General features: G+C 69.1%; 17 protein-coding genes and 1 pseudogene. 4 read left to right on the forward strand and 14 right to left on the reverse strand.

Features of this window, described 5'->3' with window-relative positions:
• Positions 1-133 precede the first annotated feature (133 nt).
• The 8 genes and pseudogenes from GA0115254_RS09615 to GA0115254_RS09650 form a co-directional block, all read right to left on the reverse strand.
• Positions 134-1339: an acyl-CoA dehydrogenase family protein gene (locus GA0115254_RS09615; protein WP_093894851.1), complete on the reverse strand. Its 1206-nt coding sequence runs from the start codon at positions 1337-1339 to the stop codon at positions 134-136.
• Between the two features lie 2 nt (positions 1340-1341).
• Entirely contained in the window at positions 1342-1869 is a 528-nt protein-coding gene (locus GA0115254_RS09620; RefSeq protein ID WP_093894852.1) for a MaoC family dehydratase, read from the reverse strand.
• A gap of 2 nt (positions 1870-1871) precedes the next feature.
• Positions 1872-2891, reverse strand: a complete 1020-nt coding sequence (locus GA0115254_RS09625) for an HpcH/HpaI aldolase/citrate lyase family protein (RefSeq protein ID WP_256102473.1) — start codon at positions 2889-2891, stop codon at positions 1872-1874.
• Positions 2888-4900, reverse strand: coding sequence for a protein meaA (locus tag GA0115254_RS09630; protein ID WP_093894853.1), 2013 nt, complete (start codon positions 4898-4900; stop codon positions 2888-2890). The genes GA0115254_RS09625 and GA0115254_RS09630 overlap by 4 nt, the downstream gene beginning before the upstream one ends.
• 1 nt (position 4901) lies before the next feature.
• Positions 4902-6239, reverse strand: a complete 1338-nt coding sequence (gene ccrA, locus GA0115254_RS09635; RefSeq protein WP_093894854.1) for a crotonyl-CoA carboxylase/reductase — start codon at positions 6237-6239, stop codon at positions 4902-4904.
• A gap of 358 nt (positions 6240-6597) precedes the next feature.
• Positions 6598-7394 (reverse strand): annotated as a pseudogene (locus GA0115254_RS09640) (GNAT family N-acetyltransferase).
• 128 nt (positions 7395-7522) lie between these two features.
• The gene (locus GA0115254_RS09645; RefSeq protein ID WP_093894855.1) at positions 7523-8338 is read right to left on the reverse strand and encodes a TetR family transcriptional regulator; all 816 of its coding nucleotides are present in this window, start codon (positions 8336-8338) and stop codon (positions 7523-7525) included.
• Between the two features lie 91 nt (positions 8339-8429).
• Positions 8430-10211 carry a 3-hydroxyacyl-CoA dehydrogenase family protein gene (locus GA0115254_RS09650; protein ID WP_093894856.1) on the reverse strand — a complete coding sequence of 594 codons (1782 nt, stop codon included), beginning with the start codon at positions 10209-10211 and terminating at the stop codon, positions 8430-8432.
• 340 nt (positions 10212-10551) lie between these two features.
• Here GA0115254_RS09650 and GA0115254_RS09655 point away from each other — a divergent pair, with 340 nt between their 5' ends.
• A complete protein-coding gene (locus GA0115254_RS09655; RefSeq protein WP_093894901.1) occupies positions 10552-11124 on the forward strand; it encodes an adenylosuccinate lyase in 573 nt (190 codons plus the stop codon).
• A gap of 39 nt (positions 11125-11163) precedes the next feature.
• Here GA0115254_RS09655 and GA0115254_RS09660 read toward each other — a convergent pair whose 3' ends face one another.
• From GA0115254_RS09660 to GA0115254_RS09670, 3 genes are all read right to left on the reverse strand, one after another.
• Positions 11164-11706 carry a GNAT family N-acetyltransferase gene (locus tag GA0115254_RS09660; RefSeq protein ID WP_093894857.1) on the reverse strand — a complete coding sequence of 181 codons (543 nt, stop codon included), beginning with the start codon at positions 11704-11706 and terminating at the stop codon, positions 11164-11166.
• A 65-nt stretch (positions 11707-11771) separates the two neighbouring features.
• Positions 11772-13376 carry an alpha/beta hydrolase gene (locus GA0115254_RS09665; RefSeq protein ID WP_093894858.1) on the reverse strand — a complete coding sequence of 535 codons (1605 nt, stop codon included), beginning with the start codon at positions 13374-13376 and terminating at the stop codon, positions 11772-11774.
• A 153-nt stretch (positions 13377-13529) separates the two neighbouring features.
• The gene (locus tag GA0115254_RS09670; protein ID WP_093894859.1) at positions 13530-14579 is read right to left on the reverse strand and encodes an Rv2578c family radical SAM protein; all 1050 of its coding nucleotides are present in this window, start codon (positions 14577-14579) and stop codon (positions 13530-13532) included.
• 149 nt (positions 14580-14728) lie between these two features.
• On the opposite strand from GA0115254_RS09670, the gene GA0115254_RS09675 reads away from it, so the two are divergent.
• The 3 genes from GA0115254_RS09675 to GA0115254_RS09685 all read left to right on the forward strand — a co-directional run bounded on the left by GA0115254_RS09675 (position 14729) and on the right by GA0115254_RS09685 (position 18858).
• A complete protein-coding gene (locus tag GA0115254_RS09675; protein ID WP_093894860.1) occupies positions 14729-15172 on the forward strand; it encodes an SRPBCC family protein in 444 nt (147 codons plus the stop codon).
• Between the two features lie 187 nt (positions 15173-15359).
• On the forward strand, positions 15360-17813 hold the full coding sequence (locus tag GA0115254_RS09680) for an MFS transporter (RefSeq protein ID WP_093894861.1): 2454 nt from the start codon (positions 15360-15362) through the stop codon (positions 17811-17813).
• 313 nt (positions 17814-18126) lie between these two features.
• Positions 18127-18858 carry a class I SAM-dependent methyltransferase gene (locus tag GA0115254_RS09685; protein WP_093894862.1) on the forward strand — a complete coding sequence of 244 codons (732 nt, stop codon included), beginning with the start codon at positions 18127-18129 and terminating at the stop codon, positions 18856-18858.
• A 39-nt stretch (positions 18859-18897) separates the two neighbouring features.
• Here the strand turns inward: GA0115254_RS09685 and GA0115254_RS09690 are convergent, their stop codons facing one another.
• The 3 genes from GA0115254_RS09690 to GA0115254_RS09700 are packed head-to-tail and all read right to left on the reverse strand — an operon-like array spanning position 18898 to position 22726.
• Positions 18898-20040, reverse strand: coding sequence for an acyltransferase family protein (locus GA0115254_RS09690; protein ID WP_093894863.1), 1143 nt, complete (start codon positions 20038-20040; stop codon positions 18898-18900).
• Complete coding sequence (locus tag GA0115254_RS09695) at positions 20040-22313, reverse strand: bifunctional polysaccharide deacetylase/glycosyltransferase family 2 protein (RefSeq protein WP_093894864.1); 2274 nt, start codon at positions 22311-22313, stop codon at positions 20040-20042. The genes GA0115254_RS09690 and GA0115254_RS09695 overlap by 1 nt, the downstream gene beginning before the upstream one ends.
• Positions 22310-22726 (reverse strand): hypothetical protein, encoded by a 417-nt coding sequence (locus GA0115254_RS09700; protein WP_256102474.1) that lies wholly within the window; start codon positions 22724-22726, stop codon positions 22310-22312. The genes GA0115254_RS09695 and GA0115254_RS09700 overlap by 4 nt, the downstream gene beginning before the upstream one ends.
• Positions 22727-22890: the final 164 nt, after the last annotated feature.

The following is a 22890-nucleotide window of genomic DNA, read 5'->3' on the forward strand; positions in this document are numbered from 1 at the left end:
GCTTTTCCGGCGATGTTATCGGTTGCGAGCCGCAACTGGGCAAGCCAGCAGCCGAGTCGGACGGCTTGAACGCACCGCCTGAGGTTGACAGGGTGTGATCTTCTTCGCGGTTAAATCACCTCGAAAGGGACGATCACCCCTGGAACCGGTACTCCTCGAGGAGTCGGCGCCCAATGATCATTTTCTGGATCTCGGCGGTACCCTCACCGATCAGCAGCATCGGGGCCTCCCGGTAGAGGCGCTCGATCTCGTACTCCTTGGAGAAGCCGTAACCGCCGTGGATCCGGAAGGCGTCCTCGACGACTTCCTTGCAATACTCGGAGGCGAGGTACTTCGCCATCCCTGCCTCCAGGTCGTTTCGTTCCCCGGAGTCCTTTTTGCGCGCTGCGTTTACCATCATCGCATGGGCGGCCTCGACCTTGGTGGCCATTTCGGCCAGCTTGAACTGGATCGCCTGGTGCTGAGCGATCGGCTTTCCGAAGGTGTGGCGCTGTTGGGCATAAGCAACACCCAGCTCGAATGCACGCTGTGCGACGCCGCAGCCACGTGCAGCCACATTCACCCGGCCGACCTCTACGCCGTCCATCATTTGGTAAAACCCCCGGCCGGTGGTGCCGCCCAGGACTCGATTGGCCGGAATGCGTAGCCCGTCCATGATGAGTTCGGTCGTGTCGACGCCCTTGTAGCCCATTTTGTCGATTTTGCCGGGGATGGTGAGACCGGGCCGCACCTCGCCGAAACCGGGCTCCTTCTCCACCAGGAACGTCGTCATCGACTTGTGCGGGGCGGTCCCCTCGGGGTGGCCTTCGTCACTCCGGCACAGCACGGCGACGAGCGAGGACGTGCCGCCGTTCGTCAGCCACATCTTCTGGCCGTTCAGGACGTACTCATCGCCGTCCTTGACGCCCTTGGAGGTGATCGCCGCGACATCGGAGCCCAGTGCCGGCTCGGACATCGAGAAGGCGCCGCGGACCTCGCCCAGCGCCATCCGCGGCAGGAACGTGTCCTTCTGCTCCTGCGTGCCGTGCTGCTTGAGCATGTACGCCACGATGAAGTGCGTGTTGATGATTCCCGACACGCTCATCCAGCCGCGGGCAATTTCCTCCACGCACAGCGCGTATGTGAGAAGCGACTCACCCAGGCCCCCGTACTCCTCGGGAATCATCAGCCCGAACAGGCCGAGCTCCTTGAGCCCCTCGACGATCTCGGTCGGGTACTCGTCACGGTGCTCCAGCCGGGTCGCGACCGGAATGATCTCCTTGTCGACGAAGTCCCGGACCGTGGAGAGAATTTCCTGCTGGACATCGTTGAGACCGGCAGTCTGGGCAAGTCGCGTCATGGCTACTTCTCCACGTTCTTCTGCGAAGGCTGGTTCAGCTCGGGGCGGCCGGGCTGCTCCCCGCCGCGCTCCTTGATGTACGTCTCGGTGGGGACCATCACCTTGCGACGGAACACGCAGACCAGCGTGCCGTCCTGCTTGTACCCCCTGGTCTCCACATAAACGATTCCACGGTCGTTCCTGGACTTTGACGGGGTCTTGTCCAGAACGGTCGTCTCGCCGTAGATCGTGTCGCCGTGGAAGGTCGGCGCGACATGCTTCAGCGACTCGACCTCGAGGTTGGCGATCGCCTTTCCGGAGACATCCGGAACGGACATTCCGAGCAGCAGCGAGTAAATGTAGTTGCCGACGACAACGTTCTTCCCGAAGTCGGTCGTCCTCTCCGCGTAGTTGCTGTCCATGTGGAGCGGATGATGATTCATGGTCAGCAGGCAGAAAAGGTGGTCGTCGTACTCGGTGACCGTCTTTCCGGGCCAGTGCTTGTAGATCGCACCGACTTCGAACTCCTCAAATGTGCGTCCGAACTGCATGCTCAGGCCTCCGGTGCTTCGAACTTGGAGGTGCGCTGCATTCCGGCCGCGCGGCCCTTGCCCGCGACGACGAGCGCCATCTTGCGGCTCGCCTCGTCGATCATCTCGTCGCCGAGCATCGCCGAGCCCTTCTTGCCGCCCTCCTCGGAGGTGCACCACTCGTACGCGTCGAGGATCAGCTCGGCGTGGTCGTAGTCCTCCTGCGACGGCGAGAACACCTCGTTGGCCGCGTCGACCTGACCGGGGTGCAGCACCCACTTGCCGTCGAAGCCCAGCGCCGCCGCACGGCCTGCGACCTCGCGGTACGCGTCCACGTCGCGGATCTGCAGGAAAGGACCGTCGATCGCCTGGAGGTCGTGTGTACGGGCCGCCATCAGAATGCGCATCAGGATGTAGTGGTAGGCGTCCGCGCCGTATCCGGGCGGCTGCTGACCGACGACCAGGGTCTTCATGTTGATCGACGCCATGAAGTCTGCCGGGCCGAAGATCAGCGTCTCCAGGCGGGGAGACGCGGCGGCGATGTCGTCGATGTTCACCAGGCCCTTGGCGTTCTCGATCTGTGCCTCGATGCCGATCCTCCCGACCTCGAAGCCCATCGTCTTCTCGATCTGGGTCAGCAGCAGATCGAGGGCGACGACCTGCTGGGCGTCCTGGACCTTCGGCAGCATGATGCAGTCGAGGTTCTGGCCGGCGCCCTCGACCACCGTGATCACATCGCGGTACGTCCAGTGCGTCGTCCAGTCGTTGACGCGTACGACCCGGGTCTTGCCCGTCCAGTCGCCGTTGTTCAGCGCGTCGACGATGTGGTGCCGGGCGCCCTCCTTGGCGAGCGGTGCGCAGGCGTCCTCCAGATCGAGGAAGACCTGGTCGGCCGGGAGACCCTGGGCCTTCTCCAGGAACCGCGGGTTCGAGCCGGGCACTGCCAGACACGAGCGGCGTGGACGCAGACGGTTCGGGACGTGTGCGGCGGAGCCGCTCCCCGGAAGGGTGGTCGCGGGAGACGGGGGGGCGGGCTGGGTCATGCGGGGACCTCCAGAGGGTCGAGCTTGTTCGCTTTCCGGATCTCGTCGACGATACGGCCGATGATCTCCGTGATACCGAAATCCTTCGGGGTGAACACGGCGGCGACGCCCGCCTCGATCAGCGCGGTGGCGTCGGCGGGCGGGATGATCCCGCCCGCGATCACCGGGATGTCGGCGGCGCCCGCCTCGCGCAGCCGGGTGAGTACGTCCGGTACGAGTTCGGCGTGCGAACCCGACAGGATCGACAGACCGACGCAGTGCACGTCCTCGGCGAGGGCGGCCGAGACGATCTGCTCGGGGGTCAGCCTGATCCCCTGGTAGACGACCTCGAAACCGGCGTCACGGGCCCGTACGGCAATCTGCTCGGCGCCGTTGGAGTGCCCGTCCAGCCCCGGCTTGCCGACCAGCAGCCGCAGCCGCCCGGCGCCCAGGTCGGTCGCGGTGCGCGCGACCTTCTCGCGGACCAGGGCGAGCGGTGTGCCGGCCTCCGCGGTGACCGCGACCGGAGCGGACGAGACGCCCGTCGGAGCCCGGAACTCGCCGAAGACATCGCGCAGCGCCCAGGACCACTCGCCGGTGGTGACACCCGCGCGGGCACACTCCACGGTCGCTTCCATCATGTTCTCGGTGCCCGCGGCGGCCTTCTTCAGCGCGGCCAGCGCGTCGGTGGCACGGGCCTCGTCGCGGTTGTCGCGCCACTCGTGGAGGGCTGCGGTGACCCTGGCCTCGTTGGCGGGGTCGATCGTCATGATCGCCCCGTCGAGGTCCGTGGTGAGCGGGTTCGGTTCGGTCGTCTCGTAGATGTTGACGCCGACGATCTTCTCCTCGCCGCCCTCGATCCGGGCCCGGCGGGCGGCGTGCGAGGAGACCAGCTCGGATTTCAGATAGCCGGACTCGACGGCCGCCATGGCGCCGCCCATCTGCTGGATCCGGTCGATCTCGGCGAGCGACTCGGTCACCAGCTCGTCCACCTTGGCCTCGATGACATGCGATCCGGCGAAGATGTCCTCGTACTCCAGCAGATCGCTCTCGTGCGCGAGCACCTGCTGGATACGGAGCGACCACTGCTGGTCCCAGGGCCGCGGGAGCCCCAGTGCCTCGTTCCAGGCCGGCAGCTGGACGGCCCGGGCGCGGGCGTCCTTGGAGAGGGTGACGGCCAGCATCTCCAGGACGATGCGCTGGACGTTGTTCTCCGGCTGTGCCTCGGTCAGGCCGAGCGAGTTGACCTGGACGCCGTAGCGGAAGCGGCGCTGCTTGGCGTCGGTGATGCCGTACCGCTCGCGGGTGACCCGGTCCCAGATGCGGCCGAAGGCGCGCATCTTGCACATCTCCTCGATGAAGCGGACGCCCGCGTTCACGAAGAAGGAGATCCGCGCGACCACATCGCCGAACTTCTCCTCGGGCACCTGACCGGAATCGCGTACGGCGTCCAGGACCGCGATGGCCGTCGACATGGCGTACGCGATCTCCTGGACCGGAGTGGCTCCCGCCTCCTGCAGGTGATAGCTGCAGATGTTGATCGGGTTCCACTTCGGGATGTGGTTGACCGTGTACGTGATCATGTCGGTGGTCAGCCGCAGCGAAGGACCGGGCGGGAAGACATGCGTCCCGCGCGAGAGGTACTCCTTGACGATGTCGTTCTGCGTGGTGCCCTGGAGCCTGGTGGCGTCGGCGCCCTGTTCCTCCGCGACCACCTGGTAGAGCGCCAGCAGCCACATCGCGGTGGCGTTGATCGTCATCGAGGTGTTCATCTGCTCCAGGGGGATGTCCTGGAACAGCCGGCGCATGTCACCCAGGTGCGACACGGGCACGCCGACCCGGCCGACCTCGCCGCGGGCGAGGATGTGGTCGGGGTCGTACCCGGTCTGCGTCGGCAGGTCGAAGGCGACCGACAGGCCCGTCTGGCCCTTGGCGAGGTTGCGCCGGTAGAGCTCGTTGGACGCCTCGGCGGTCGAGTGACCGGCGTACGTCCGCATGAGCCACGGGCGGTCCTTCCGGCGGCCCGTCATGTCAGACATTCCTGAAGCGGTTGATGGCGTCGATGTGCTTCTCGCGCAGTTCCTCGTCGCGTACACCCAGACCCTCGCGGGGGGCCAGTGCGAGCACGCCGACCTTGCCCTGGTGGAGGTTGCGGTGGACGTCGTACGCGGCCTGGCCGGTCTCCTCCAGCGAGTAGACCTTCGAGAGCGTCGGGTGGATCCTGCCCTTGGCCACCAGCCGGTTGGCCTCCCATGCCTCGCGGTAGTTGGCGAAGTGCGAGCCCACGATCTTCTTCAGCGACATCCACAGGTAGCGGTTGTCGTACTCGTGGTTGTAGCCGGACGTGGACGCGCAGGTGACGATCGTGCCGCCCTTGCGGGTCACGTACACCGAGGCACCGAACGTCTCGCGGCCCGGGTGCTCGAAGACGATGTCCACGTCCTCGCCGCCGGTCAGCTCACGGATGCGCTTGCCGAACCGCTTCCACTCGCGCGGATCCTGGTTGTGCTCGTCCTTCCAGAACTTGTAGCCCTCGGCGTTGCGGTCGATGATCGCCTCGGCGCCCATCTTCCGGCAGATGTCCGCCTTCTGGTCGCTGGAGACGACACAGATCGGGTTGGCGCCACCGGCCAGCGCGAACTGAGTGGCATATGAACCGAGTCCGCCGCTGGCGCCCCAGATCAGCACGTTGTCGCCCTGCTTCATGCCTGCGCCGTTGCGCGAGACGAGCTGACGGTACGCGGTGGAGTTGACCAGGCCCGGAGCTGCGGCCTCCTCCCAGCTGAGGTGCTGCGGCTTCGGCATCAGCTGGTTGGACTTGACGAGCGCGATCTCGGCGAGGCCGCCGAAGTTGGTCTCGAAGCCCCAGATCCGCTGCTCGGGGTCGAGCATCGTGTCGTTGTGGCCGTCGGAGGACTCCAGTTCGACCGAGAGGCAGTGCGCGACGACCTCGTCGCCGGGGTGCCAGGCGTTGACGCCGGGGCCGGTGCGCAGGACGACGCCCGCCAGGTCGGAGCCGATGACGTGGTACGGCAGGTCGTGGCGCTTGGTGAGCTCGCTGAGCTTCCCGTAGCGCTCCAGGAAGCCGAAGGTGGACATCGGCTCGAAGATCGAGGTCCAGACCGAGTTGTAATTCACCGAGCTGGCCATGACGGCGACCAGTGCCTCACCGGGCCCGAGCTCGGGCACCGGAACCTCGTCGAGATGCAGTGACTTGCGGGGGTCCTTGTCACGGGTGGTGAGACCGGCGAACATCTCCGTCTCGTCCTTGTGCACGGTCACCGCGCGGTACGACTCAGGGATGGACAGGGCCGCGAAGTCTGCGGCGGTGCTGTCCTGCGATTGGATCGCGTCCAGGATTTCCTTCACGGTGTGCCTCCGGCGGGTGGGGGCGCTGAGGGAACGCTTGAGGATCCCTGCACGCTGAGGGGAGCGGTGTGGTGTGGAGGTGCTGCCGTCGGTTCGGCTGGTGAGGCTGCGGCTTGCTCTGTGGAGCGGAAGGGTTTGCCTGTGACGCAGGCGTCCGGGCGCGCAGGCACATTGCTTGCGGGGACAGCCGGCGTGCGTGAGGTCTCAGCACGCCGGCCGCCCGGACAACTTCAACGTATGGCACTCCGTGACACCTGGCAAGGCACTCGGTGCCAACAATTTCTCTCACTTGTCACCCGCCGGGTACGCATGAGCAACCCAAGAGGTGTTTCGGGCGGTTCTGTCCCGCCGGAAGCGGTCAGTGCGAGGGCCGGTACACGTGAGGAGTCGTGGTGCTCAGGGCCAGGAATCCGAGTCGCTGGAGGATCGGGCTGCTCTGATCGGAGGCGTCGACCTGAAGGTAGCCGTAGCCGCGCTCCGCCGCGATCCGGGCGCGGAAGGCGACCAGGGACCGGTAGATGCCCCTTCCGCGCCACGCCTCGACCGTTCCGCCGCCCCAGAGCCCCGCGAAGCCAGTGCCCGGGTACAGCTCCATCCTGGCCGAGCTCACCGGCTCGTCGCCCACCATGGCGAGGACGCCGACGAAGCTGTCCGGGTCCTCGGTCAGCCTGGCCAGCACCTGATGCCGCAGCCGCGACCAGTCCGAGCCGAATGCCTGCTCATGGGCGCGGGCCATCAGCTCCACATCGTCCGCGTCACTCACGGTGCGCAGCCGGACGCCCTCGGGCAGCTCCACCGTTGTCGAGAGGGCCGCCACCGGGGCGACCAGCAGGGTCTCCGGCTCCTCCGCCTCGAAACCGGCCGCCAGCAGCCGCTCCGCCAGGTCCACCGGCCGGTCGTGGGTGTACAGCTTCCACTCGAACTCGTCGTGTCCCAGTGCCGTGTAGTGCGCCACCTGTGCCGCGATCGCGGCGTCCGCCCGTACGGCATCCAGGTCCGGGGCCGACCACACGACACCGTTCCAGTCGTCGGCCGCGCCGACCTGCCGTACGACATCACCGGTGCGTTCGACCCGGACCCGGGGCCGTCGGGGCGGGCGTGCTCGCGCATTTCCCGGTCGAAAAGGGTCAGAAGTGTGTCGCGGTCATGATTCATCCGCACACCACAGCACCGGGGTGCGGGCGCGGCAACCGAGATTCCGAGGCGGGCCGGGTACCGGCCCGCCGGCCGAGCGGGGCCGGTACGTCTCCGGCCGGCAGGGGCCCCGGTCGGTACGTCCCCGTTCAGCGGCTCTTGAGCGCCTGCTGGATCGTGCGCATCACTTCTTCGAGGGGTGCGTCCGTCCGCGCCACCGTGACGAGTACCTCGCCCTGGGACGTCACCGAAGCGGCAGGCTGCTTCGCCGGTTCGGTGCCGGCGATCCGGCCCGCGCCGATGCCGGTCCCGAACGTGTCGCGGACGATCGAGAAGGCGTGGTCGAGCTGGGCCTCCACATCGCCTTCGCCGCCCGCCCGCAGCCAGCGGCGCAGCACATGGTTGTGCGCGGTGACGACGGCGGATGCGGCGACCTCCGCGAGCAGCGGGTCGTCATTGCCGACATGGTGGTCGCGCTCGTCGAAGTGGCCCAGCAGATAGCGCGTGAACAGCCGCTCGTAGCGGGCCACCGAGGCGATCTCGGCCTCACGCAGCGTGGGGACCTCACGGGTCAGCTTGTAGCGGGCCACGGAGACCGCGGGCTTTGCCGCGTACATCTTCATGACTTCCTTGATGCCGCGGCAGACGGTGTCGAGCGGGTGCTCGTGCGCGGGGGCGGCATTGAGGACGGCCTCGGCCCTGACGAGGGTGTCGTCGTGGTCCGGGAAGATCGCCTCTTCCTTGGAGCGGAAGTGCCGGAAGAAGGTCCGCCGGGCGACTCCCGCGGCGCCCGCGATCTCGTCGACCGTCGTCGCCTCGTACCCCTTCGAGGCGAAGAGTTCCATTGCCGCGGCGGCCAATTCGCGACGCATTTTGAGCCGTTGGGTGGCGGCGCGGGTGCCTGCGGCACTCTCCTGGGCATCGGGCGCGGCGGAGACACGGGGGGACCTGGCGGGCTGGGACATGGTGTGAACGTACTGCATCGGTGCAGGGGAATGCGCCCGCGGGGGCGGGCCGCCCGAAGGATCGAGCAGCCCGCCCCACCCGGCTCCCGGCTCAGCGCCGGGCATATTCGCGGAAGCCGCGCCCCGTCTTGCGACCGAGGCAGCCGGCGGCCACCAGATGCTCCAGCAGTGGAGCCGGGGCCAGGCCCGGGTCGCGGAACTCGCTGTGCAGCACCTTCTCGATGGCGAGCGAGACATCGAGTCCGACGACGTCGAGGAGCTCGAACGGGCCCATCGGGTAGCCGCCGCCCAGCTTCATCGCGGCGTCGATGTCGTCGAGGCTCGCGTAGTGCTCCTCGACCATCTTGATCGCGTTGTTGAGGTACGGGAACAGCAGCGCGTTCACGATGAAGCCGGCCCGGTCCCCGCAGTCCACCGGGTGCTTGCGGACCTTGACGCACACCTCGCGGACGGTGGCGTGGACATCATCGGCGGTGAGCACCGTACGGACGACCTCGACCAGCTTCATCGCGGGCGCCGGGTTGAAGAAGTGCATCCCGATGACGTCCTGCGGGCGCGAGGTGGCCCGTGCGATCGCCACGACCGGCAGTGACGAGGTGGTGGTGGCGAGCACCGCACCCGGCTTGCACACCTTGTCGATCGTCCCGAACAACTGCTGCTTGACCGACAGGTCCTCGGCGACCGCCTCGACCGCGAGATCGACATCGGCGAAGGCGTCCAGCGAACCGGATGCGGTGATCCGGGCCAGGGTCTCGTCCCGCGCCTCGGCGGTCAGCCGCCCCTTGGTGACGGATCGCTCCAGGGACTTGGCGATCCGGCCCTTCGCCGTGTCCGCCTTCTCCTGGCTGCGGGCGGCGAGCACCACGTCGTAGCCGGCCTTCGCGAAGACCTCGGCGATCCCCGAGGCCATCGTCCCGGAGCCCGCGACGCCCACCGAGCGCACCGTGCGCCCGCCGGCCCCGGACACGCTCTCCCGCGGGGTCAGCGAGTCCGGCACCACGGTCCGGCTGCCGGATTCCGTGTACGTGTAGAAGCCGCGGCCCGACTTGCGACCGGTCAGCCCCGCCTCGCTGAGCTGCCTGAGGACGGGGGCCGGGGCGTGCAGCCGGTCGTGCGACGCGGAGTACATCGCCTCCAGGACGGTACGGGCGGTGTCGATCCCGATCAGGTCGAGGAGGGCGAGCGGGCCCATCGGCAGGCCGCAGCCCAGCTTCATCGCCGCGTCGATGTCCTCACGGGAGGCGTAGTTCGCCTCGTACATCGCGGCGGCCTGGTTGAGGTACCCGAACAGCAGCCCGTCGGCGACGAAACCCGGCCGGTCGCCGACCGCGACCGGCTCCTTGCCCAGGCTGCGGGCGAGCGCGGTGACCGCCTCGACGGCCGGCGGCGCGGTCAGCACCGAGGAGACCACCTCGACCAGCTTCATCGCGGGCGCCGGGTTGAAGAAGTGCAGACCGAGCACGCGCTCGGGGTGCAGCGATTCGGCGGCGAGCCGGGTGACCGACAGGGCATTGGTGCCGGTCGCCAGGATCGCGGTGGGGGAGACGATCGCGTCGAGCTCCCGGAAGAGCTGCTGCTTGATCTCGTACGACTCGGGCACGACCTCGATGACCAGCTCCGCCTCCGCGGCGGCCTGGAGGTCACCGAAAGTACGGAACCGGGCGAGGACGTCGCCGCGCTCCTCCTCCGTGATCCGCTCGCGCCGCACGGCGCGGGCGGTTGCGGCTTCCAGGGCCGCGACGGCCTGACGGGCGGCCGCGTCGCTGATGTCGATACCGATGACCTCGTGGCCGGCGCGGGCCAGGACTTCGGCAATGCCGGTGCCCATGGTGCCGAGACCGACGACGGCAATGGTGCTGAGCGGGGTGTCCATCACGGGACTCCAGACAATGAGTGACGACTGTGAGGAGCACGGCGCGCGCACAAGAGGCGAACTGGCGCAGGGCGTGCGGGATTTGCGTGTCGTGGTGCTCAGGGCCTGGGCGCGACGGGCACGCCCGGACCGGGAAGGGGTGACGGACTCTGTCCCGGAGTCACGTCTCGCAAAGCTGCCGAACCGACAAGCACTCCGGGTGGCTGCGTCACCAGGCCACCGGAGCCGGCGGGGAGTGTGTCCCGCTCACATGAGCTTAACCGGCGAGTAACGAGCGCGCCAGCCCCGAGTTGCTGTGGTCCGCCTCACACTCACCGTCATCGTCGATACGCTGAGGGTCATGGATGAGGAGTTCCGGTCGCTGACGGACCGGCTGGCGGACGAGGCGGGGGAGTCGGCGGCGTACCGCAGACTGCTCGCCACCGACGACGACGAGGAACTGGCCCGGGTCCTCGTGGAACGCGAACGCCCGCTCTGGGCGCGGGAGATCGCCGCGTTCCGGCTCGGCTGCGGCGGTGACCGACGGGCCTTCGAGGCGCTGGTCCTGCTGCTCAACCACCGCGACCCGGAGCGCTGCGTCTCCGCCGCCCACGCCCTGGTGCGCCTCGGCGACCCCCGCACGCCCCGGGCCGCCGCCGCCCTGGCAACGAACAACCTGCGCACCGCGTACGCCCTGCACCCGGTGCGGCTGCTCACCGCGCTTCGGGCCCCGGAGTCCGTCCCGGCGCTGATGAGCACCCTGGAGCGGCTCCTGGCCCCGGACGATCCGCACTGGCGGGTGGCGCTCGCCTGCGTGGAAGGGCTCGGGCAGCTCGGGGACGAACAGGCCCGCCCGCTCCTGGAGGCGGCGCTGCCGCACCCGCGACTGGGCGGTGCGGCACGGGACGCGCTCAGCCGCCTGCGGAGGGCCTGAGAGCGCGGACCGCTGCCGGCCGGTCCGGCGCCGACGCGTTCAAAGGGCGCCGAGGGCACGCACGTACCGCACCTCGGGCACGAGTACGCCGTCCACCTCGAAGGGCTCCTCGGCGCCGTCGGGGAGGAAACCCGAGCGCTCGTAGAAGCGGCGGGCCGGGCCATTCTCCTTCAGCACCCAGAGCGCCAGGTCCGGGAAGCCGTCCGCGGTGGCGCGGGTGAGCATCTCCGCCATCAGGGCGCGGCCGGCCCCGGTCCCGATCTGCTCGGGCAGCACATAGATCGCGTACAGCTCGCCCCGCGCCGACCGTCCGCCGTTCTCGCGGTACGGGCCGTAGCAGGCCCAGCCGATCACACCGAGGCCTGCCCGTTCGGCCACCACATTCACGACCGGGTTGCCCTCGGCCAAGAATCCACGACGCCGTTCCGCGTCCTCGGCGATGTCCATGGCGTCCAGATGAGACTGCGGCATCAGTCCGGCGTACGCGGCCTGCCAGCCGCGCACCCGGACTCGCGCGACCGCCTCGCAGTCGTCGACAGTCATGTCCCGTACAAGCGCATCCGGCGTGGTCCGCATCGTCATACGGGCCATCCTGACGCATGCGTCAGGATGGCCCGTACGGGAATCCGGCCCGGGTTCGCAGGGCGTCAGCCGCGGAAGCCGAGCAGGCCGTGCAGGATGCTGCCCCTGCTGCCGGAACCCGTTCCCCGGGCCGACTCCACTGCCGCCCTGCCGGTCAGCGGCTTCGGGTCGGGGGACTTGGCGCAGATCGCGTCCGCGTCGGCCCCGCTGCCTCTGCCGCGTGGGACGGTGCCCTTGTCGAGATAGTCCGCCAGATAGGTGTCCAGGCAGTCGTTGCCGCTCAGTGTGATGCCGTGGTTGCCGCCGCCCTGCTCGACCACCAGGCTGGAGTCGCGCAGCTTGCGGTGGAGGGTGACTCCGCCCTCGTACGGCGTGGCCGCGTCCTCGGTGGCCTGGAAGAGCAGCACCGGCGGCAGGCTGTCGTTGGAGACCTGTACCGGGTTCAGCGGCTCCACCGGCCAGTCGACGCACGGGGCGTTGTACCAGGTGTTGTTCCAGGTGAAGAAGCGTGCCTTGTCGTGCACCTTCCAGCTGTCGTTGCGCCAGGTGTTCCACTGGCGGGGCCACTGGGTGTCGCGGCACTGCACGGCCGAGTAGACCGAGTACCCGTTGTCGGCCTTCGCGTCGACCGCGCCGAACTTCTCGTACGCCTTCACGAGCGCGTCCGGGTCCTGGTCGTTCACATACGCCGCGAACGCATCGGCCAGATAGGGCCAGTAGCCGTTGTAGTAGCCGCCGGGCAGGAAGGTGTCCTCCAGCTCGCTCGCCCCGACCTTCCCGCCCGCGGGGTGCGCCTTGACGGCGGCGCGCATCGCGTACCAGACATCCTCGACCTTCGCCGGGTCGTTGCCGAGCCGGTATGTGGTGTCGTGCTTCGCGACCCAGGCGGCGAACGCCTTGTGGCGGGCGTCGAAGGCGTAGTTCTGGCCGATGTTGTCGTCGTACCAGACGCCCTCCGGGTCGACGTTCGAGTCGAGGACCAGGCGCCGCACCCGCTCCGGGAACAGCTTGGCGTACACCGCGCCGAGGTAGGTCCCGTACGAGTACCCGAAGTAGTTGAGCTGCTCGGAACCGGTTGCCTGCCGGATCACATCGAGGTCCTTGGCGGCGCTGACGGTGTCCATGTAGGGCAGCAGATCCGGGTACTTCTCGCCACATGCCTGCGCGAACGAGCGGGCGCGGTTGCGGTTGGCCTCCTCGACCGCGAGCGAGTCCGGCACCGAGTCGGGGCGCAGCGGATCGAAGTACTTCGGTACGCAGTCCAGCGCGGGCTCGCTCTCGCCGACGCCGCGCGGGTCGAACCCGATCACGTCGTACTGCGCGGCAACCGACTTCGGCAGCGAGGACGCCACGAAGCCGGCCATCGAGAGGCCGCTGCCCCCGGGACCGCCCGGGTTGACGAGCAGGGGACCCTGGAAGGTCTTCGCGGTGTGCGGGATGCGGGACAGGGCGAGGGTGATCTGCCGACCCGACGGATCGTCATGATCGAGCGGCGTACTGACCGATGAGCACTGCAGACTCGGGTACGACTTGGTGCCGCAGTCGGTCCATACGGGCTCGGCCGCGCTGCGCCGCGCACCGTTGTCGGCGGCTGCCGGGGACGGGGCGGCGGTCACCAGACCGGCGACCGTCGCACCGACGGCGAGCAGAATTCCTGGACGTTTCGTCATATGGCCTCCCGTAGTGGGGAAAAGACGGCGGCGCGTGACGCGGCCCCCGCCGCATGCTCCCCACATTCGCGCCCGGAAGGACATGTTCTGTTGAGAGTTGACCCGTTTGCCCGCTTCGGATGCGCCGGGCCCGCCCTTGGCGTATCCGCCGGGTCAGAGCAGGGTCAGCTGGGTGGGCCCGGAGCCGTCGAGCGGTGACCGCCGCTCCTGGCGCGCGGGGAGCCGGCGGGCCGAGCCGCGGTGCGAGGGGCCGATGCCGAACTCGGTCGCCAGTTCGTGGACGTACCGCGTGATGCGCCGCTGGTACCACTTGGGCGCATAGGCCCCCTCGGCGTACAGCCGCTCGTAGCGCCGTACCAGGTGGGGGTGGCGCTGCCCGAGCCACCGCATGTACCACTCCCGGGCGCCGGGCCGCAGATGCAGGACGAGCGGGGTCACCGAGGTCGCCCCGGACGCGGCGATCGCCCGGACCGTGGCGCGCAACTGGTCCGGGTGGTCGCCGAGGAACGGGATGACGGGTGCCATCAGCACGCCGCAGTCGATGCCGTGCTCGCTCAGCGTGCGGACGGCGTCGAGGCGGCGCTCGGGGGAGGGTGTGCCGGGCTCCACGGTGCGCCACAGCCCGTCGTCGACGAAGCCCACGGAGACGGAGATCCCGACATCGGTGACCTCGGCCGCCTGCCGCAGCAGCTCCAGATCGCGCAGGATCAGAGTTCCCTTGGTCAGGATCGAGAACGGGTTCGCGTGATCGCGCAGGGCCGTGATGATGCCGGGCATCAACCGGTAGCGGCCCTCGGCGCGCTGATAACAGTCGACGTTGGTCCCCATCGCGATGTGCGCGCCGTGCCAGCGGCTGGACGACAGCAGGCTGCGCAGCAGCTCCGGGGCGTTGATCTTGACGACGATCTGGGAGTCGAAGCCGATTCCGGTGTCGAGGTCCAGATAGCTGTGGGTCTTGCGGGCGAAGCAGTACACGCAGGCGTGCGTACAGCCTCGGTACGGATTGACGGTCCACTCGAACGGCATCCGCGACGCGCCCGGCACCCGGTTCACGATCGAGCGGGCCCGGACCTCGTGGAAGGTGATCCCTCGGAATTCGGGGGTGTCAAAGGTGCGCGTGGTCACCGAGTCGGCGGTGAAGAGCGCGCGGGCTCCGGTGTGGGTGGGACCGGTGGGGTTGTCGGCCAGATTGTCCCAGCGCATGGACGCCTCCTCGGTAGCACTGGACAGAGAATAGAACACTTGTTCCCTTGATCGTTTTCTCCCCTTCGTCCCGGCCCGGATTTTGAGCGGCGTCCCGGAGGTGGTTGGCTCAGCACACCCCCGAACAACCGAGTGCTGGAGGAACAGCCATGGCGCAGGTCGAGGCAACGACGGAGCGAGTCATCGCGGCGGACGCGGAGACGGTGTTCGACGCGCTGGCCGACTACAAAGAAGTCCGGGGCAAGGTGCTGCCCGGACACTTCAGCGAGTACGAGGTGCGTGAGGGCGGTGACGGCGAGGGCACCCTCGTCCACTGGAAGCTCCAGGCCACCAGCAAGCGGGTGCGCGACTGTCTGCTGGAGGTCACCGAGCCCACCGAGGGCCGGCTCGTGGAGAAGGACCGCAACTCCTCGATGGTCACCACCTGGACCGTCACTCCGGCCGGTGAGGGCAAGTCGAAGGCGGTCGTGTCGACCGTCTGGAACGGCGCGGGCGGCATCGGTGGATTCTTCGAGAAGACCTTTGCGCCCAAGGGGCTCGGGCGGATCTACGACGAGCTGCTGCAGAACCTTGCCGCCGAGGTCGAGAAGTAACTCCGGCCTCTCTTGACCGGCCTCACCGGTTCGGGTGGTTTTCTTGGCCCGTCGGTTGTGCGCCGTAGTGGCCCTCACCGGGGGCTAAGCCCCCCGAGTGCGCCGTCAGCGCCCCCCGCCGCGTTTGCCCTCCCTTGTCGCGCAATGCAAGAAATGGGCGGCGCAGATGCGACGAGGGGAGCGGCACGTGGTGGGTGGGATCACTCTGTTGGAGGACGAGCCGAGCGGCACGGGGGCCGCCGAGGCGGCGAACACGCCGCCCCCTGCCGCGAAAAGGACGCCGGAGGCGGAAGAAGTCGCGGTCATCGCGCCTTCCGCCGTACCGGAGACCACCTCCCGCCACATCCGGCTGGTCTTCCTCGGTCTGATGCTCACGCTGCTGCTCGCGGCGCTCGACCAGATGATCGTCGCCACCGCACTGCCGAAGATCGTCGGCGAGCTGCACGGCCTGGAGAAGATGTCCTGGGCCGTCACCGCGTACCTCCTCGCCTCCACCATCGGGCTGCCGATCTACGGAAAGCTCGGCGACCTCTTCGGTCGCAAGGGCGTCTTCCAGTTCGCCATCGTCGTCTTCGTCATCGGCTCCGCGCTGGCCGGCTGGTCCCGCACCATGGACGAACTGATCGCCTTCCGTGCCGTCCAGGGCATCGGCGGCGGCGGGCTCATGATCGGTGTCCAGGCGATCATCGCGGATGTCGTACCGCCCCGGGAACGCGGCCGGTTCATGGGGCTCATCGGCGCAGCCTTCGGCCTCGCCTCCGTCGCGGGTCCGCTGCTCGGCGGCTTCTTCACCGACCATGCCTCCTGGCGCTGGTGCTTCTACATCAACGTCCCGTTCGGCCTGATCACCCTCGCCGTCATCACCGTCGTACTGAAACTCCCCAGGCCCACCGTCCGGCCCCGCCTCGACATCCTCGGTGCGCTGCTGCTCGCGGCCGCCTCCACCTGCCTGGTGCTCCTGACCAGCTGGGGCGGTACGGAGTACGCCTGGGGATCGCGCACCATTCTGGGGCTGGCCGCCGGAGCCGCCGGAACGGCCCTGCTGTTCATCGTCGTCGAGCACCGGGCAGCCGAACCGATCATTCCGCTGCGGCTGTTCCGTGACTCGATCTTCAATGTCACCGCGCTCGTCGGCGCGGTCGTCGGGGTCGCGCTGTTCGGCGCCGCCAGCTATCTGCCGACGTTCCTGCAGATGGTCGACGGCGCCACGGCCACCGAATCCGGGTTGCTGATGCTCCCGATGATGGGCGGCATCGTCGGCGCTTCCGTCATCTCCGGTCAGCTGATCTCCCGCACAGGCCGCTACCGCGTCCATCCGATTCTCGGCGGTGCCGTCTCGGTGGTCGGCATGTGGCTGCTTTCCCGGCTCGAAACCGACACCCCGCGGTTCGAATACAGCATCGCGCAGGCCGTGCTCGGCATCGGGATCGGCCTGGTCATGCCGGTACTCGTGCTCGCCGTGCAGAACTCCGTGGAGCCCGCCGACCTCGGCGCCGCCACCAGTGCCAACAACTACTTCCGGCAGATCGGCGGCAGCGTCGGCGCCGCCGTCTTCGGGACGCTCTTCGCGGGCCGCCTCGCGGACGCGCTCGCCGTCCGTCTGCCGTCCGGCGCCGACCTCCCGGACCCCGAGTCGATCACCCCGCAGCTGGTCCATGCCATGGAGCCCGCGCTGCGCGACAGTTACATCCAGGCATACGCCGACGCGATGCCGCGAATCTTCCTCTACCTCGTGCCGGTGCTCGCGCTCGGCCTGTTCTTCGCCTTCTTCCTCAAGGAGAAACCGCTGGTGTCCCATCACAGCCCCGAAAGCGCCGCCGAGTCCGCACCGATCCCCGCCGCACGCACCACCGCTGCCGCTCCGCCACCGCCCGTCTATCTGTCGGGTGTGCCGGTGTGCGGCAGCGTCCAGCACCCCGACGGTACGAAGGTCCCGCGCGCCGCCCTCACCCTCATCGACGTCCAGGGACAGCAGGTCGGACGGGGCGCGAGCGGGGACGACGGGCGGTACGCGCTGAGCGTGCCCGGCGCCGGCAGTTACGTCCTCATCGCCGCGGCCGGCGGCCACCAGCCGCAGGCCGTCAGTGTCACCGTGGGCGAACGGCCCGTCGAGCTCGATGTGGTGCTCGGCGGTGCGGGGCGCCTTGCCGGGACCGTCGTCACCGCCGACGGCATTCCGGTGCGCGACGCCGCCGTCACCCTCACCGATGTACGCGGCGAAGTGGTCGCGTCCACCCGCAGCGGCCGCGAAGGCGGCTATGTGATCACGGAGTTGGTGGCCGGCGAGTACACCCTCGCCGCCAGCGCTCCTGCCTTCCGGCCCGCCGCGCTGCCGGTGAGCGTGCAGGCGGCCAGGGAGACCCGGCAGGACATCGAACTCGCCGGCGGAGCGGTGCTGCGCGGCGTCGTACGGGCCAGCGGCGGCCGGCCCGTCGAGGACGCCCGGGTCACGCTCCTGGACGCGGCGGGCAATGTGGTCGACACGCTCACCACCGGGCCCGACGGCGCCTTCCGGTTCGTGGACCTGTCCACCGGCGAGTACACGGTGATCGCGGCCGGGTATCCGCCGGTGGCCACCGTTCTCCAGGTCGCGGGTGGCGGACGGACCGAACGCGACCTCCAACTGGGCCACGAGGACTGACCGTTGCGAGGAGGGGGCCGGCCGGTGGCTTCACCGGCCGGCCCGGCACCGCAACGGCGCCGGGCCGTGCGTGGCCGGGTGCGCCGGGCGCACCACCCCGGGGCCCCGCGCATGGGGCAGCAGCACCACGGCACACGGCAAGACCGTCCGGTTCGAACAGGCGCTCAGCCGCATCCCGCGCCCCCGGTCGCACACCTGGTGATGGATGGCGCCACGGGCGGTGATTGCCGGGTGCGGTCTTGCCGCGGCCGCCCCGGGGCGGTAGTCCGTACCTGAGCGACATGCCTCAGGAAAAGCGGACCCGGGAGTGCGTATGGACGTGTCACAGCGTTACCGCGAGGCATGGGAGGGCTTCTGGTCCGCCACCTCGGACGCGCCCGGTGAGGCGATCTGGGACGCCGACCCCTCCCTCAGCTCCGTACCCCACAGCGAGTTGCTCCTGCCGTACGCGGACGCCTCGCTGCCCGTCGTCGACCTCGGCTGCGGGAACGGCACCCAGACCCGCTATCTCGCCACCCGTTTCCCCCGCGCGATCGGTGTGGACCTCTCGCACGCGGCGATCGCGCACGCACGCCGCGCGGACCCGGACCGCGTCGCCGAGTTCGCCCAGCTCGACCTCGTCGACGCGGAGGCCGTGGCGGCCCTGCACGAGCGGATCGGTGACACCAATGTCTATATGCGTGCGGTGATCCACCAGAGCGAGGCCGAGGCCAGGCCCTCCGTTGCCGCGGCGGTTGCGACGATGGTGGGGGAGCGGGGCCGGGCGTTCGTCGCCGAGCTGACCCCGGCCTCCAAAGATGTGCTCCAGCAGGTGGCGCAGGGGCCGGACGGCCCGCCCGAGAAGCTGCGCCGGGTCCTGGACCACGGTCTCAAGCCGGCCAGTGCCACGGAGGAGGAGGTGCCTCAGCTGCTGCGGGCGGCCGGACTGACCACGCTGGCCGGCGGTGAGACCGCCCTGGCCCAGACCGAGTATCTGCCCGACGGAACCCGTATCGACCTGCCCGCACGCTGGTTCGTGCTGGCCGCGTCCGCCGCCGTCGGCTGACATCGTCCGCCGGCAGCACAGGGAGCGGCGGGCGGGAGGTCACGGCAGCAGCCGTGGCCCCCGCTTCGCCGCGAGGTCCTCGACCCAGCCGAACAGCGCCACCGCCGCGGCGATCAGCACCCAGGCGACGGCGAACTGGAACCACGTGCTGTCCAGCGGAAGATCCCGTTCGAGGGCCGGCACATTCCACATCAGGTCGATCAGCGGCACGCTCACCATCAGCGCGACCTCGTGCCACAGATAGACGGTCACGGCACGGGCGTTGAAGACCTTCACGATCCGGTCCGCCACGGCATGGCGGGCCGGCCATCCGAAGTCCGGCCGGAAGCGCAGAAGCAGCAGGACGAATCCCGCGGACCACAGTGCCTGGGCGAGCGGGATGTCGTCGAGGTCGTAGGAACCGTCGATCCGGTGGTGGAAGGCCCACCAGCCGCCCGCCGCCATCAGAACGGGCGCCGAGGCCACGACGACGGCGGGGCGCAGCCGGTCGAGGACACCCTCCCGGTGTGCGAAGCCCAGCAGCCAGCAGAACAGGAAGACCGACAGATCGCTGAGCGCACTGCCCAGACGTCCGTCCGGCACGCTCCACACCGTCGTCAGGAGCAGGACGGGGACGAGCGACAGAGCGAGGACGGGGAGCGGGGCGATCCGGAAGCCACGCAGCAGGAGGGGCGACAGCAGGACGAACCACAGGTAGGTGCGCAGATACCAGAGCACCGCCCACGCCTGTTCGCCCCATGCGTTGCCGGGTGGGTCGCCCACCGGCAGCACCCAGTACAGAACGTCGGCGCCGGGCAGCCAGCCGTGCAGCAGCATCGCCACGCCGAGCACCAGGGCGAATGCCCACAGCGGGATCAGCAGCCTGCGCAGCCGGCCGCGGATCACCTGCCCGGCGGGGCGCTCCAGGGAACGCGCCATGAGTGATCCGGCGAGCGCGAACATCACACCCATCGAGGGGAAGACCAGCCCCAGCCATGGCCATTCGAAGGTGTGATAGGTCACCACGCGCACCAGGGCGAAGGCCCGCAGCGCGTCGAAATAGCGGTCACGGCCCCCGCTTCGGGCAGCGGCGCCCGAGGGCTCGGACGGTGCGGGTTCCGGCGCACCGATGACGACGAGCGCCCCCCGTTCCTTCGTGCGCGGCGACGGGCGCGGTGCCCTCCTGCGGTGTGCGCCCGCCATCAGCGCACCTCCGTGCCGGGCATGGGCGTACCGACCTCGCCGGTGCGCTTCAGCTTCTGCCAGCGCAGCCGGCCACCGGTCGCGGCGGTGACACACGAGTGGATCAGCACCAGATACATCAGCTGCCGGTAGGCCAGTTGCTGCAGCGGGAGCATCAGCAGGTAGCGGTACTTCTCACCGTCGAGGCGGAACGCGTAGGCCGCACAGACCAGTTGGACCACCAGTACGGCCAGCCAGGCCAGCAGGGACGCCCTCAGGTCCACAAAGATCATCGCGTAGACCGTGAACACATCGATCAGCGGTGCGAAGACGGGTGTGACGATCTGGAAGAGGACGACCAGCGGCATGCCGATCCGGCCGAAGCGACCTGAGGGTCCCCGGTCCGTGACCGATCCGCGGTGCTTCCAGAGCGCCTGCATCGTGCCGTAGCTCCAGCGATAGCGCTGCCGCCACAGCTGCCCCAGCGACGCGGGCGCCTCGGTCCAGGCATGTGCGTGCTCGGCATACACGACCCGCCATCCGGCCCGGTGCAGGGAGATCGTGATGTCGGTGTCCTCGGCGAGCGTGTCCTCGCTCATCCCGCCGACGGCCAGTACGGCCTCGCGACGGAACGCACCGATCGCGCCCGGGATGGTGGGCATGCAGCGCAGCAGGTCGTACATCCGGCGGTCGAGGTTGAAGCCCATCACGTACTCGATGTGCTGCCAGGCGCCGATCAGGGTGTCGCGGTTGCCGACCTTGGCGTTTCCGGCCACCGCGCCGACCTCCGGGTCACCGAACGGCTGCACGAGCCGGCGTACGGTGTCGGGTTCGAACACGGTGTCGCCGTCCATCATGACGACGATGTCGCAACGCGCCTGCCGCACACCGTTGTTGAGCGCCGCCGACTTGCCCGCGTTCTCCTGGCGGACGACCCGGACATTGGGCAGCCCCAGCGACTCGGCGATCTCGGCGGTCTCGTCGGTCGATCCGTCGTCGACGACGATGATCTCGATCGGATGGGTGCTCGCCGCCAGCGAGTTGAGCGTATTGGCGATGCACTCCTTCTCGTTGTACGCGGGGACGATCACGCTCACCGGGACGGTGACCGCGGGCCCCCAGGTGAACCGGCCTCTGTTGCGCCGGCGGTAGTGACGCCGGGCGAGGAGGAGCATGGTGCCGAACCTGCCCATCATGGCGATTCCGACCACCACCAGCGCGGCGGCCAGGCCGGGCACGGTCCACTCCGCGACGGCCACCGCGGCGAGGAGGGCACGGCCCTCCCAGCGGGTGGCGGTGTCGGCGGTCCGGTGTGCGGCCTGGTCGGGGTTGTTCTGCAGGGCATTGCCGGGGGAAGCGTGTGCGCCGGGTATGCCTTGTGTGCTCTGGGTGCTCCGCGTGCTCCGTGTGACCTGTGCGGCCTGCGCGCCGCTGACCGTGGTGAAGGTGTAGCCCTTCGCCTTCATCTTCTTGATGTACTGCGGCAGCGCCTTGAGTGTCTGGGCCCGATTGCCGCCCGCGTCGTGGAAGAGCACCGAAGCGCCCTTTCCGTCCTTCGGAGTGGCCCACTTGACGATCTTGCCGACGCCTGGCCGCTGCCAGTCCTCGCTGTCGGTGTCGACGAAGACGCTGGTGTAGCCCATGGCGCCGAGCTTCTTGTAGACGGGCCAGCTGTAGTTGTCGATGGCGTCGTTGGTCGAGGAGTACGGGGCGCGGAACAGCGTCGTCGTGATGCCCGCGGCGCCCGCCAGGGCAAGCTGCGTCTGGGCGATCTCGCGGGTGATGCGGGAGGAGCTCTGGTACGAGAGGTCGACGTGCGTGAACGTGTGGACGCCCACCTCGTTGCCGTCGTTGACCATCCGGCGCACGACATCCGGGTAGCGCGAGATCATCGAGCCGACCAGGAAGAATGTGCCCGGCACATCGTTGTCGTCCAGGATGTCGAGCACCTGCTCGGTCCACTCGGGGTCGGGGCCGTCGTCGAAGGTGAGCACGATCGTCTTGTCCGGCACCGATCGAGTGTGCGCGGTGCCACCCTCGAAGCTGAGGAAGGGGCCGCCGTCGAGGACGCTGTTCGGAACCTGGCTCGCGCTCGCGTCGGAGCGGACCCGCTGGTCGTTGCCGACTTCGGCCCGCAGATAGCCGTCGAGCAGCATCACGGAGACGAGGCCGAGCAGCAGCAGAAGCGCGATGACCACCCGCGGTCCGGGGACCGCCTGACGGCCGGCACGCCCGATCCTGCCCGGTGTGGCGTGCCGTCGCCTGGCCGGGGAACGGTCGTGGGTCCGGCTCATCGGGCCGCACCGGTGGTGGCGGAGACAGAGGGGGAGGCGGCGGGTGACAACTGCCCGCCCGCCCCGACGCCGGGCCGGTCGCCCGGTGGCGCCCCTTCGGTGCCCGGAGGCATGTTCCCGGCCGGCCCACCCTGCGTCGCGGGTGCGCTGTCGAAGGGCAGCAGCTGCGAGGGCGACATGGAGACACCTCCCACGAAGGCGAGTCCGAGCACGGCCGCGTAACCGACACAGGCGACGCCCAGTGCGATGCCCGCGCGGCGCAGCAGCCTGGCCCGGCGCCCGGAGCTGTCCACGAACACGGGCCCCTCCTGGGGTGCGGCTCCTGCCCCGGCACGGGACCTGCGCACGACGGCGTGCTTGCGACGGCGGCCGTGCGGGGTCGGATCATTCTCGATGGCGGTGTCGGATTGCATGTGCGCATGCTGACGAATGGCGATGTGCGAAGTCTGGGGCTTTGCTGGCCGAATGCTGTGGATGCGCGGTCAACCTGTTGACGAGCTGAGAGACCGGGTGCCCTCACGCTCGGGTTCGTCGCACTCCGTCCATCCTCAAATAACCATTCCTGACTGCTACTTGG

The sequence above is a fragment of the Streptomyces sp. Ncost-T10-10d genome, from assembly GCF_900091955.1.
Lineage (GTDB): Bacteria > Actinomycetota > Actinomycetes > Streptomycetales > Streptomycetaceae > Streptomyces.